General features: G+C 67.2%; 13 protein-coding genes. 3 read left to right on the top strand and 10 right to left on the bottom strand.

The window, feature by feature from the left end; all coding sequences use genetic code 11:
- The 3 genes from Q0W90_RS18850 to Q0W90_RS18840 all read right to left on the bottom strand — a co-directional run.
- Nucleotides 1-946: hypothetical protein (locus tag Q0W90_RS18850; protein ID WP_297775796.1), on the bottom strand; the 946-nt coding region annotated here is incomplete at its 3' end.
- A gap of 58 nt (nt 947-1,004) precedes the next feature.
- Entirely contained in the window at nt 1,005-2,411 is a 1,407-nt protein-coding gene (locus Q0W90_RS18845; RefSeq protein WP_297698573.1) for an acyl-CoA desaturase, read from the bottom strand.
- A 16-nt stretch (nt 2,412-2,427) separates the two neighbouring features.
- Nucleotides 2,428-3,525 (bottom strand): ferredoxin reductase, encoded by a 1,098-nt coding sequence (locus Q0W90_RS18840; protein WP_297596000.1) that lies wholly within the window; start codon nt 3,523-3,525, stop codon nt 2,428-2,430.
- A gap of 253 nt (nt 3,526-3,778) precedes the next feature.
- Here Q0W90_RS18840 and Q0W90_RS18835 point away from each other — a divergent pair, with 253 nt between their 5' ends.
- Nucleotides 3,779-4,654 (top strand): DMT family transporter, encoded by an 876-nt coding sequence (locus Q0W90_RS18835; RefSeq protein ID WP_297596002.1) that lies wholly within the window; start codon nt 3,779-3,781, stop codon nt 4,652-4,654.
- Here Q0W90_RS18835 and fadD1 read toward each other — a convergent pair.
- The 7 genes from fadD1 to Q0W90_RS18800 are packed head-to-tail and all read right to left on the bottom strand — an operon-like array spanning nt 4,639 to nt 11,200.
- Entirely contained in the window at nt 4,639-6,273 is a 1,635-nt protein-coding gene (gene fadD1 / locus Q0W90_RS18830) for a fatty-acid--CoA ligase FadD1 (protein ID WP_297698569.1), read from the bottom strand. The genes Q0W90_RS18835 and fadD1 overlap by 16 nt on opposite strands.
- A 16-nt stretch (nt 6,274-6,289) precedes the next feature.
- Nucleotides 6,290-6,688 (bottom strand): OB-fold domain-containing protein, encoded by a 399-nt coding sequence (locus tag Q0W90_RS18825; protein ID WP_297596006.1) that lies wholly within the window; start codon nt 6,686-6,688, stop codon nt 6,290-6,292.
- A gap of 2 nt (nt 6,689-6,690) precedes the next feature.
- Nucleotides 6,691-7,893: a thiolase family protein gene (locus Q0W90_RS18820; protein WP_297775791.1), complete on the bottom strand. Its 1,203-nt coding sequence runs from the start codon at nt 7,891-7,893 to the stop codon at nt 6,691-6,693.
- Entirely contained in the window at nt 7,890-8,336 is a 447-nt protein-coding gene (locus tag Q0W90_RS18815; RefSeq protein ID WP_297596027.1) for a MaoC/PaaZ C-terminal domain-containing protein, read from the bottom strand. Before Q0W90_RS18815 ends, Q0W90_RS18820 begins: the two co-directional genes overlap by 4 nt.
- Nucleotides 8,337-8,385: 49 nt before the next feature.
- The gene (locus Q0W90_RS18810) at nt 8,386-8,886 is read right to left on the bottom strand and encodes a MaoC family dehydratase N-terminal domain-containing protein (protein ID WP_297775788.1); all 501 of its coding nucleotides are present in this window, start codon (nt 8,884-8,886) and stop codon (nt 8,386-8,388) included.
- Nucleotides 8,879-10,000, bottom strand: a complete 1,122-nt coding sequence (locus Q0W90_RS18805; protein ID WP_297775785.1) for an acyl-CoA dehydrogenase family protein — start codon at nt 9,998-10,000, stop codon at nt 8,879-8,881. Before Q0W90_RS18805 ends, Q0W90_RS18810 begins: the two co-directional genes overlap by 8 nt.
- Nucleotides 10,001-10,021: 21 nt before the next feature.
- Entirely contained in the window at nt 10,022-11,200 is a 1,179-nt protein-coding gene (locus Q0W90_RS18800; RefSeq protein ID WP_297698565.1) for an acyl-CoA dehydrogenase family protein, read from the bottom strand.
- Between the two features lie 198 nt (nt 11,201-11,398).
- Between Q0W90_RS18800 and Q0W90_RS18795 the strand changes: the two genes are divergently transcribed.
- Together Q0W90_RS18795 and Q0W90_RS18790 are read left to right on the top strand one after the other, a co-directional pair.
- Nucleotides 11,399-12,028: a TetR/AcrR family transcriptional regulator gene (locus tag Q0W90_RS18795; protein ID WP_297775782.1), complete on the top strand. Its 630-nt coding sequence runs from the start codon at nt 11,399-11,401 to the stop codon at nt 12,026-12,028.
- A partial coding sequence (locus Q0W90_RS18790; protein WP_297775779.1) for a hypothetical protein occupies nt 12,025-12,765 on the top strand: 741 nt, incomplete at its 3' end. The genes Q0W90_RS18795 and Q0W90_RS18790, both read left to right, overlap by 4 nt.

Genomic DNA, 12,765 nt, shown 5'->3' with positions numbered 1-12,765 from the left:
TGAGCGGTTGGGGGCCGCCGCTCACGCTCAGTCGCCACCGGCCGGCGGTGCCTTCGGGAGAGATACCGGCGGCCGCCGCGGTCCGGTTGACCTCGAAGTCATTGGGCCCGTGCCCGCGGAAGCGTCCGCGTGGCAGCAGCAGGGCGGCGGGCCGGGTGTAGCCCCCCACGGTTTGACCGGCGGTGATGAGCGCGAGAAAGAGCGCGCCACCGCCCACCAGCGCCAGCGCGCCACGGCGGCTCATCGTCGCGGGGCCCGCCTGGGCGGCGACCAGCCCGTCGGGCTGCCAGGGCTGCGGCTTGGTATCGGCGCGTCCGGTGCGCAGGACGTCGCGCAGCGGCATCGAGCGCAGGCCCGACCACATGCGCCGGCTCTTGATCGCCACATGCATGACGAATCCCGTGATGAACACCCACGCGCCGAAATAGTGCGCGGTGTAGAAGCTGAATCCGAAAACATAGTCGTACTGGATGTTCAGCACGCCGGTGACGATCTCGAACAGGATGCCCCCGACCAGCATCAGCAACGAAACCCGTTCCAGCAGTTGGGCAATCGACCGTGCGGGCGGCCACACGAAGAGCCGGGGTATCACCGACCACAGCTTGGCGAGCACCACGGGGATCAGAACCAACCCGAGTCCGACGTGGAGCCCCTGGGTCAGCCGGTACAGCCAGGACGGGTCGGTGGGCCAGTCGAAGGTTGGCAACTTCAGCCAACCGACGTCGCCGGGGATGGCCTGACCGAATCGCGGTCCGTAGGCCATGTAGGACAGCAGGCCCGTGAGGATGACGATCGGCAGCGTCACCAACAGGACCGAGCCGAATACCGATGTCAGCCATGGTCCCCGCAGCGGGCTGCGCCACAGCCGCGCGGCGAAGCGTTCGCCGCCCGAATCGGTCGGCGGCCCGGGGACGTCGGTGTCGGCTGTGCGGACGCGGGGCATCATCGATGATGATCCACGACCGGTCGCCGAAAATAGTTCAGATTCGACGACGCATCGCGCGTCAGTCGTTGCCGCGCGGCGGCGGCTGCACCGCGACGCCGGAGGCTTGGTGCTCGGGGCCCGCGGCCGGGTGTTCGGCGGGGACACGTTCCCGGAACCGGGCACCCTCGCTGGGTCGCGGCGCTTGCGCCCGTCCGTCCGGGCTTCGGTATGGTCCCGGTTTCCGGCGGGGCTTTCCGCCGGGAAATGCCAGCCGAACGATGGTGCGCTGCACCATCAGCCACTGCTTGGAGAACCGGCCGGAGTTGTACGGCAGCTCATAGCGCTCGCAGATGTCTTTGACCTGGGGCGCGATCTCCGAGTACCGGCTACTCGGCATGTCTGGATAGAGATGATGTTCCACTTGATAACCGAGGTTTCCGCTAATGATGTGGAACAGCGGGCCGCCGTCGATGTTCGCGGCCCCGACCAACTGGCGCAGATACCAACCGCCGCGCGTCTCGTCCTCAACGTCTTTCTCGCTGAAGGTGTAGGTCTGGTCGGGAAAATGACCGCAGAAGATGATCGCGTTCGACCACACGTTGCGGATGACGTTGGCCACCGCGTCGGCGCCCATGGTTCGTAAATAGGTGCTTTCCACTCCCGGCATCACCTTGTCGAGGAATGCGGCCGTGGCACCCACGCGGCCCTTGCCCGACACCTTGCGAAGCGCCCTGCCCAGGCGTGACCGCGCCGGCTGCTCGAGTCTGCCGCCCGAGGCCAACTGGACGAGCGCGAAGGCGCCCGCGCTGATCAGCGGCCAACCGAGATAGTCCTTGAAGATCTGCGCGCGCACTTTGCCCCCGATGCCTCGCAGATCCTCGCGCACCTCCGACCATGGCTTCTGGCGGGTGCGGATGGCGTCGATGTCCATGTCGTGAATGGCCACACCCCACTCGAACAACAGCATGAGCAAGACGTTGTACAGCGGCTGAAAGAGAAAGCGCGGTTGCCATTTCTGATTCGGGTCGATCCGCAGGAGCTCGTAGCCGAGATCTTTGTCCTTGCCCAAGATATTCGTATAGGTGTGGTGAATGTAGTTGTGTGAGTGCTTCCAGGCTTCGGCGGTCGACGCGGTATCCCAGTCCCACACCGAGGAATGGATATCGGGATCGTTCATCCAATCCCACTGCCCGTGCATCACATTGTGGCCGATCTCCATGTTCTCCAAGATCTTGGCCATTCCCAGACAGGCCGTGCCCAGGACCCAGGCGGTTTTAGAGCGCGATGCGAGCAACAGCACGCGGCCGACCACGACAATCTGGCGCTGGACCGAGATCACCGTCTTGATGTAATGCCGGTCCCGTTCACCGAGATCGGCGAATACCTCGTCATGAATCGCGTCCAGTTCTTTCGCGAGCTTTTCCAGCTCTTGCTCGCTCAGGCGGGCAAGAAGCTCGCCCCCGGTGGTTTTCGCGGCGGTTGTCATAAGCCGCTCCTTTCGATCACAGTTCGAGCTCAACATCGCCTTCGGCGGTGTTGATGCAGATCCGTACGTCTTGTTCGGTGGGTTCGATCACGTCACCTGAGCGCAGGTCACGCAGCTTGCCCGACTTCAGCGTCCCGACGCAGGTATGACAAATTCCGATTCGACAGCCGTAGGCGAGGTTCAGACCGGCCTTCTCCCCCGCCTCCAAAATCGATGTGCCGCCGTCACATTCGACGTCCTTCTCGCTGTCCAGAAAACACACTGTGCCGCCCTCACCGGCGTTGGCGTCGCCGCCGATCTTGGGCTGGAAGCGCTCAAAGTGCAGACGGTCGCGGTCCCCGTTGCTTTCCCAGTGCTCGATCAGCGCGTCGAGCATGTCGCCGGGACCCGAGCAAAAAGCCTCGCGCTCGCGCCAGTCCGGGCACACCTCGTCCAAATCGCCTGGCTCCAGCCGGCCGCGTTCGGCGGTGAGACGCAAGTCCAGCCGCATCCCAAGGTGGCGGCGCTCGAACTCTTCGAGAACCGACAAGAACATGACCTGCTCACGGGTGCGCGCGGAGTGGATGACCACGACATCGCCGAAGTCATCCCCGTGATCGATGCTGCGCAACATGCTGATGATCGGCGTGATGCCGCTGCCCGCGCTGATGAACAGCATCTTGGCCGGCAGCGGGTCGGGCAAGGTGAATACGCCTTCTATCTCGCCGAGCCGCACCAGATCCCCGGGCTGGATCTTCTGCACCAGATATGGCGACACCACACCGCCGTCCACCTTCTTGGGCGTCACGCTGATCAGCCCGTCCTCGGGCGCAGGATCCGACGTCAGCGAATACGCGCGCCAGTAGTAGACGCCGTCGACGACCACGCCGAGTCGAACGTATTGGCCGGGCTTGTGGCCTGGCCATTCGTAGCCGGGCCGGATCAGGACGCTGGCCGCTTCCGAACCCTGCGGCTCGATGCGTTCGACCTTTCCGCGCAGCTCCCTGGTGGTCCAGAGCGGATTGATCATCTCCAGGTAGTCGTCGGGCTGTAGTGGACTGAACAATCGTCGTACCGCCCGCAGGAACAACCGACGCCCGCGGGGGACGTTGGGCTGTGCGCCGCGTTCAGCCATGCCGTCAGAGTACACAGTTGTACACCGATGCTAAACATCGATCTGAATTGCGTTGTAACACAGGCAATACCATGCATATCGGTCCGCGCCCAAACAGAATTAGCCGTTTACTGACGGCTGTCTATTAATTCTGGGCTGTTGAGACGGATACCTGTGCCGTGTTCCCGGGTAGCCAGCGCCCAAACCTTTGTTCAGATACTCCGCGCCGGCCGCTCACGGGGCGCCGCGCCGATGCCGCGCCTATTGTCGATGGGTGCTGATCGGCTTCCTCCTCGCTCTGGGCTGCTCGATCTGCTACGGCACGGCGACCGTGTTGCAAGCGGCCGGGACGCGATCGGTGGAAGCGGGCAGCGGCTCGGGCGTCGACACCGTGTTGCTGTTGCGCGCCGTCCGCCAGTGGCGCTACCTGGCCGGCATCGGCCTCGACGTCGCGGGGTTTCTGCTCCAAGTGGCCGCGCTGCGCCTGGTGCCGATATATGTCGTCGCCGCGGCGTTGGCCGCATCGATCGCCGTCACCGGCGTCGTGGCCGCATGGGTCTTGTCGGCGCGGCTGTCCTCGGCCGAATGGACGGCTGTGGGCGTGGTCTGCGCCAGCCTCGCCATCCTCGCGCTGGCCGCTGGGCCCGGGCACTTTCGGCATGGCCCCGCCGGGCTCGGCTGGGCGCTGCTGGGCGTGGTGGCCGCGATATTCATCGCCGGCGCGGCCGCCGGACGCCTGCCCGACCGTGCGCGTGCGCTGGCACTCGGGCTCGGCGCCGGAAGCGGTTTCGGCGTCGTCGAGGTCGGCGTGCGCCTGATCGACGGGCTCGATCCCACCCGACGCTCCTTCTACGTCAACCCCGCCCTGTACGCCGTGGCGGCAGGTGGCGCCGCGGGATTCCTGTTGCTCACCTCAGCGCTGCATCGCGGATCGGTGACCACCGCCGTGGCGGGGATGGTTGTCGGTGAAACGCTCGCGCCCGCGATCGTCGGGGTGCTGTGGTTGGGCGACACCGCGCGCGACGGGCTCGGCTGGCTGGTGATCGTCGGGTTCGCTGTCGCCGTGTGCGCGACGCTGGTGCTGGCGCGGTTCGGGGAAGCGCCCGCACCCACCGAAGCCGGTGAGGTTCCCCCTCAGTCGGGCCCCTGAATCAGGTGCCCGGCGATGGATGCCGCACGGCCATCGGCGTTTTCAGCCGCCGGAGCGTAGGCGGTGCCACGTGCGGGGCGCATCCACAGCACACCGTCCTGCGCGCTGACGCCCGCAGCGATGAGCGCACGCTTGAGGATCTTGTTGGTTGCCGTCGCGGGCAGGTGGTCGTTGATGCGCACGTAGCGCGGCCACGCCTTCGGTGACAGATCGGCCTGTGCCGCGAGGAACTCCCCGAAATCGTTCGGGGTCAGGTCCGCCCCGGCGCGCAGCACCAGGGCGGCCATCACCTGGTCACCGACCCGGTCGTCGGGGACCGCGTAGACGGCGACCTGGCTGAGTCCGGGTAGCCGCGCCAGGATCCGCTCGATCGGGGCGGCCGCCAAGTTCTCCCCGTCCACCCGCATCCAATCGGAGGTCCGGCCGGCCAGGTAGATCCAGCCGTCGGCATCCCGGTAGGCCAGATCGCCCGACCAGTACATCCCGTGCCGCATGCGCTCGGCCGTGGCGCCGGGATCGTTGTAGTAGCCGGCGAAGGGCCCCGCCCCCTGGGTGTTGACGAGCTCGCCGACGGCCTCATCGAAGTTGGTCAACGCCCCGTGTGCGTCGAACTTCGCTACGGCACATTCGGTCAGCGTCGTCGAGCTGTAGATGCTCACCCCGGGGTACGGCTTGCCGATGGAACCGGGCGGGGTGCCGTCTTCTCGGACGACGATCACCGCGAACTCGCTGGAGCCGAAGCTGTCCACCACGCGGCATCCGAAACGCCGTGCGAATTCGGCGATATCGCGATCGGTCGCCTCGTTGCCGAAGGCCACCCGCAACGTGTTCTCGGCGTCGTCAGGCCGCTCGGAGGTGGACAGGATCAACGCCAGCGGCTTGCCCACGTAGTTCAGGTAGGTCACGTTGTAGCGGCGCACGTCGTCCAGAAACCGGGACGGCGAAAACTTGGCGGGCACCATGGTGGCCCCGCTGCCGATGGCCACGGCCCACCCGGCGGCGACACCGTTGGAGTGAAACAGCGGCATCGCCAGATAGCAGACATCCGCGGCGGTGACGTCGTACTGGAAGATCAGGCTGGCGCCGCACATGATCGCCATCCCGTGCGCGAACCGCACCACCTTGGGGTCGCCGCTTGTCCCCGAGGTGAAGATCATCATGAACGTGTCGGCGGCGCCGACCTCGCGGTGCGGAGTCAGCGGCGGCGCCGCGGCCACCGCGTCGGCATAGCGCGCGCCACTTACGTCAAGAACCTGAATTCCCCGGAGATCCATGCCCTCCAGCAGGGGCATGTGTTCGTCGTCGACGAGCAGAATTTGGCAGTCGGAGCGCCGGATATCGGCGAGCAGAGCGGTCCCGCGGCGGGTCGTGTTCAGGCCGCACAGCACGTAGCCGCCGAGCGCGGCGGCGGCCATCGCGCGCAGCATGGCCGGTGAATTGCCCAGCGCGGCACCGACATGCAGCGGCCGCGCGGGATCGGCGCGCGCGATCAGCGCCGCCGCCTCGGTCTCGGCTTCGGCGAGGTGCTCGCGCCAGGTCCAGGTCTGTTCGCCGTGCGCGATCGCCGGGGTGTTCTCGTGTCTGCGCTGCCGCAACAGCTGCTGAACCGTCTCGATCATCGGGTCGTCAACGGTGTCATGCGGGCCGGTACTTCAGTAGCGTGATCCCGTCGTCGAGATCGTCGAACACCGGCTCCACCCGCATCCCGATCCGGATGTCGCCGGGATCGACGTCGACCAACTCGGTGCTGAATTTCGGTCCGGCATCCCACTGCACCACCGCGGGCAGCTGCGGTAACGCGTCGGCCCACGGCGGCCCGGTGGGCCGGCGCGCGATCGTGAAGGTATACAGCGTTGCGGCTCCGTCGATTTCACGCCATTCCAGGTCGTCGGCCAGGGTACCCGGGGCGAGGGTGCGCGGGTAGAACACGTACCGCTGAAGTGACGGCGAGTACTGCACCAGGATGCGGTGCTGCGCGAGGGCGTCCCAGAAGGGCTGGGAGACGGGCGTGGGCTCGGGGACGGGGCGCGTCATCGCTAATCCCCCTGCATGAGCAGCGCGACCTGCTCGCTCATGATGCCGCCGTTACCCGTCACGAACGCGGTGTGGCAGTCGGGCACCTGCGCGTCGCCGGCGCGCCCCATGACCTGGCGTGCGCCGTCGACGACGTGGTGCAGGCCGCCGGCCATGCCGGCCTGGCCGAAGGAGAGTTGGCCGCCCGCGGTGTTCAGCGGGAAGTCGCCGCGGTAGGTCAGGTCGTGCTCGCTAATCCACGACATGCCTTTGCCTTTCGCGCAGAACCCGGAGTCCTCCAGACTCATCAGGACCGTGATGGTGTAGCAATCGTAGATCGAGGCGACGTCGACATCGGACCGGCTCAGCCCGGCCATCGCGAAGGCCCGTTCCGCGGCGCGCGCGATCGGCGTCGACAGCAGGTCCTCGGCGTAGGTGGGGGTTTTGAAGGCGATGTGCTCGCCGAATCCCCTGATCCAGACCGGGCGGTGGCGGGCGCGGCGGGCGACGTCGGCGTTGGCGATCAACACCGCCGCTCCCCCGTGCACGCGCATCACCGTTTCGAGCATGTGGATGGGATCGGCGATCATCGGGCTCTCCAGCACGTCGATCACGGTGATCGGGGCGCCGTGAAAGGCCGCGCCGGGATGGGCACACGCGTTGGTGCGTTGGTCGACGGCGATCTTGGCGACCGCGGCGGGGTCGTAGCCGAATTCGGCCGCGTACCGCTGAGCGATCTGGGCGTAGGGCGCGTTTTGGCCGACGTTGCCGTAGGGGATCTCGAACTCGGCCTGCGGCGAGCCGTAGTTGTTGGAGGAGGCCCCATACCAATTCGGGTCGGGCGGGGGCCGCCGCCCGGACTGCGGCACCGACGCCGAGCCCGGCACCACGGCCAGCGCCGCCTCGCAGATGCCGAGTTCGACGGCCGCCGCGGCCCGCCACACCATGCCGGCCGACGTGGCCCCGCCCAGATCGACCCGTTCACCGAAATCCAGTGCCAAACCCAGGTATTCGCACAGCGTGGCGGGCGCGAACATGGCCGACTCGGCGACGCCATGCGTCAGCAGGCCGTTGACGCAGCCGGGATCGACACCGGCGTCCTCGATCACCATCTTCGCCAGCAACGCGTACTGGTCGAGGGTGAACAGCGCCGGGCGGGTGGGACGCCGTTCGGCCGGCAACTCGGCGATGCCGACGATCGCGGCTTCGCCGCGCAGCCCGCTCACGCCGACGTCCCCCGCAGCGGCAGCTCGACCGTGGCGGTGCCCGGCATCAGCACCGTGTCGTCGCGGAGCCCGGCGACCTGCAGATCGACCAGCCCGGTCCCGTTGTCGCCCAGGCGTTTACCGGTGACCTCGCCACCGAAGCTGAGCGGCTCACCGGGATAGGCGATCGCCCGGTTTTGCACCGAGAATGCCACGAGACGGCCCCGCCCGCCGATCCAGTCCCCGAGGGCGCGGGCCAGCAGCGCCGCCTGCAGCGGACCGTGCACCAGTACGTTGTCGTATCCCTCGGTGTCGCGGGCCCACTGTTTGTCGTAGTGAATGCGATGCCCGTTGTACGTCGCGGCGCTGAAGAAGAACATCTGGGTTTCGTCGACGGTGACGGTGAGCGTGGGAATGTGGTCGCCCACGGCGATGTCGTCATAGAACACCTGCGCCGCGGTCACAAGCACCACTCCTCCTCATCGCTTCGCTCTGCATCGTCGTCGGCGCGGGTCATGGGCGGGCGATCATCGACGTCGACGCCTCGGCCAGCAGCTCGCGGTCCTGGTTGCGGTACACCGTGTGCCAAGTGACGAGCACGAATCTGCCGGAGCGGCCCTGCTTTTCGACGATCGACTCGATGGTTCGCACCATCTCGATCTCGTCGCGATGGTAGGCCGGCAGGTGAAAGGTGAAGCTCTCCCCGCCGGCCATCCGCTTGGGGGCGCGGGGAAACGCGAGGCTGCCGGAGGCGGCGCCGGAGGATCCGTCGGGGCGCAGCGACTCGAGCCGCGACACCCCGAGCACCGCGTACTGCAGAAACAGGGGCGGGCAGATGACGTCGCGAAAGCCGTTGGCGCGGGCGTACTCGGGGTCGAAATACAACGGGTTGTCCTCACCCACCGCGGCCGCCCAGCGTTGCCAATCGCGCCGGTTCACCTCACCGGTCGCCGACGCCGCGACCGTGCCCACCCGCGATGCCGACTCGGCGTCGATCAAGCTGTCCTCACTCACCGGCTCTCCCCTCGTGCATGCTCGCCTGCAGCCACGATGCGGCGACGTCGGCTCCGCCGCCGAACGTCGAGCCGAGCCGCGCCCGTTCGGTCCACAAATGCAGGTCGGTCTCGATGACATAGCCCATCCCGCCGTGCAGCTGGTGGGCGTCCAGCGTGATCGCCCGGGCCGCGGTGGCCGCATGCATGCGCGCGATGGCCGTCTCCCTGTTCGCGGTGTGGCCGCGTCCCAGCCAGAACACCGCCGCGTGCGCGGCCAATCGCGCTGCCGCCAGGGCGATGTGCATATTGGCGATCAGATGCTGGGCGGCCTGAAACGACGCGATGGGCCGCCCGAATTGATGGCGCAGCTTGGTGTACTCGACGGTGCGGTCCAGCACAGCCTGCCCGACGCCCACCAGGTCGAGCGACCCCAACGCCACCGCGGTGTTGGCCAGCCGGCGCAATCCCTGCGCGGAGACACCGTCGAGCACCGCGTCTTCCGCCACCACCGCTTCGTCGAAGCGCACGGTGAATGCGCGGTACCCGCCGGCCATGTCGAGCGGCTCCATGGTCACACCGCCGGCATGCGCGTCGACGATGAAGACCAGTGTGTTTTCGGCCGCGGCGGCCGACACCAGGATGAGATCGGCGACATCGGCGTCGGCGACGTAATCCGCGATTCCGTTGAGCCGCCACAGTTCCGAGGCGGGATCGGCGCGCAGCGACGGCGAGACGAGCGCGGCGTCGCGGGCGTTCCAGAGCGCGGTGGTGGCGCGGATGCTTCCGGACGCGAGCGGCGGCAGCCAGGTGGCCTTGACGTCCGGGGAGCCGAGCTGCTCGATGGCGAGGGCGGCGTGCACGCTGGCGTGCACCGTCGTCGGACACAGCGCGCGACCGGCTTCGGTGTAGAAGACGGCGAGGTCGTCGAGCGCGCCGCCGGCGCCGCCATACTCCTCGGCGATGGCGAGGCCGAAGACACCCGCGTCGGTCAGCGCCTTCCACAGGGCCGGGGTGCGGCGGTCCGCGTCCGGTTCGTCGAGGGCGCGCACCAGGCTGACCGGATTCTCGGCGGCCAGCAGGGCGCGTAACGCCGCGGCGAACGCGCGCTGTTCGGTGGACAGGATCGTCTTCATCGGGGGCGCGCCAGGCTGCCGTCAGCGTCCATAGGACGGCATTCCGTGCCCGCGCTGCGCGATGATGTCGCGAAGCACCTCGTTGGTGCCCCCACCGAAGCGCATCAGCGGGGCGGCCCGGTAGAGCCGCTCGAACTTGCCGGCCAGCGGCGCCTGTTCGCTGCGATGCGCAAGCAAGCCGTCCGGGCCCAGCAGATCGAGCGCCAGATCGGCGATGCGCTGCCGCAGCTCGCTGGTGAATACTTTTTCGACGCTGACCTCGACGGTCGGAATCACGTCGCTGTCGAGGATCGACGCCGCCTCGTAGCCCATCAGGGTGGCCACCGCGACATCGGCTTCGGCCTGCGCCAGCCGACGGCGAAGCGACGCGTCGTCGGCGGGCAGCGTTCCGTCCCGCCGCGGGCTTCGCGAAAGCTCATGCAATTCCTCGACGGCGCGCCGCAGGTCCCCCGCGTTGGTCAATGCGCCGCGCTCGAGATCGAGCGCGCCGGTGATGTACGTCCAGCCGCGGTTGACGTCGCCGACGAGGTTGGTGACCGGCACCCGCACATCCTGGAAGTGCACCTCGTTGGTGCGGTAGCCCGACCACGCGTAGAGCGGGCGGATGTCGACGCCGGCGCTGTCGATCGGGACGATGATGACGGAGATGCCGCGGTGGCGGGCGCCGGTTGGGTCGGTGCGGACGCAGAGCCATTCGTGCGTCGCCCGCTGGGCGCCGCTGTTCCAGATCTTGGTGCCGTTGATCACCCATTCCTCGCCGTCCCGCGTGGCGCTGGTCCGCAGATTTGCCAGGTCGGTCCCGGCGTCGGGCTCGGAATAGCCGACCGCACAGATCATTTCGCCCCTGGCGATCGGTGGCAGCCATTCGTTCTTGTTGCGCTCGGTGCCGTGCCGCATGATCATCGGCGCCACCGATGTGACGGTCAGGTCGGGGCCGGGCACACCCCAGTATTCGAATTCGCTCATCAACAGATGCAGGTGAATGGCGCCGAGACCCAGACCGCCATACTCGCGCGGCCAGTTCAGCCCGAACCAGCCCTTGGCGCCGATCTTGTTGCGGAACCGCGCCACTTCGCCGTGGGGAAACTCCAGGTCGTGCGCGGCGAGCTCGGCGCGCAGGGCGGGGGTGACGTTGTCGCGCAGAAACTCGCGGACCTCGGTCAGCCAGGCACGCTGCCCGGCGTCGAGTTCGAAATCCATTCCCGGCACCCGTGCCTTTCGTCAAGCCGTTCACCAAGCAGCGCCAGCGTAGCGCGGCGGCGAGTGTGCGCCCGGAATTTCGCCGTGGCATCACCTTCGACGCCCTCCCCCGATGCCGTCTTCCCCGACGCAGAGCAACGCGGATTTCGCCGACGCCTGTCATTGACGGGTGGCAATGAGTGACATAGGTTGGCGACCGTGCCCCCGGCATCAACGACCTCACAATCGCGTTCACCCGTCGTCAGCACCAGAGCGGCCCAGCGGCTTGCGACGCGGGCGCGCCTGTTCGACGCGACGGTGGCAGAGATCGGCAGATCGGGATTGGCGGGAACGGACGTCGCCGCGATCGCGACCGCGGTCGGGGTGGCACGGGGGACGTTCTACTTCCACTTCCCTACCAAAGAGCACGTGCTGGTCGAGTTGGAGCGGGCCGAGGAGATCAAGATCGTCGCGAAACTCGCCAACCGGAAGACCGGATCTTCCGATCTGCTGTCCATGCTCAAGCTGTTGGTGCGCGAGGTGCTCGACGCCGAGCAGCGGTTGGGCCCGGTGGTCTTCAGAGACATGCTGGGGCTGCACTTCTCTGCGACGAGGCCGATCGAGGACGAGTTGGCCGAGCATCCGCTGGCCAGCTTCCTCATCGCCACGCTCACCAAAGCCCAAACCGCGGGCCAGGTGGTTCGGGATGCCGACCCGGGCGAGCTCGGGGTGATCTTCTTGACCGGGCTATTTGCGTTGCTGGCCACTGGCGCACCGGCATCCCGGGCACGCAACGCCCTACTCAACCGATATGTGAAAACCGTTGTTTCGGGAATGGAGGCATCATGAGCCGCACGGGGATCGAGGGTTACCGAGATTATCTGGCGCACCGCGACGGGGACGCCGACCTACTGCATCGACGCCTCGCCAATCGGGAGGAATTCTTCGAATCGCTGGAGGCCGATCCCGTCCGCTCTGCCCATGTCGTCGACCGTGGCGTGTTCATGAACAACCTGCGTCGTCGGCGCCCCGAATCAGGGTTATCCCAGGAAATGCTGTTCCTCCTGGCGACCGCCAAGCTGAACCAAGCCGAACGATTCGGCGTGGATTTGGGGGATACCTACGGACGCATCGGCGGCGAGGACCAGCCGCCGGAACGGATCTATCTCGCGCTCGAAGAGCACTATCACACCAGGCTATTGGCGTACGTGCTGGACATATTCGGTTTGCCGTTCCACGTGGTGGTGCCCCCGTTCGTGATGCGCCAGTTCGTCAAGATGGAGGTGTTCTTGCCCGAACGCATCGGGTTTGCCTTCGTGGGCGCTGCCGAAATGGCGGGTTGCATCATGTTCGACGAATTGCGCCGCGCCGGCGTCGAATTGTTCGCCGGCGAACCAGAAGTCGCCGCACGGATTGAGCGGCTCTACACCGAAATCCTCACCGATGAGCTGGGCCACGTCGGTTACTGCGCCGCGCGCTGCAGTCGCGCGGAGCGAGCGCTGATGCGTTGGCTTTACCCGTATTTCGGAAAGCTTTTCGCTCGCCAGACCGCCGAGATCAGCCGTCTCATCGACCGCGAAAGACTT

This window comes from Mycobacterium sp. (genome assembly GCF_025933915.1).
GTDB lineage: Bacteria > Actinomycetota > Actinomycetes > Mycobacteriales > Mycobacteriaceae > Mycobacterium.
The sequence above is the reverse complement of the archived record's forward strand: the minus strand, read 5'-3'. Positions and strand labels throughout refer to the sequence as shown.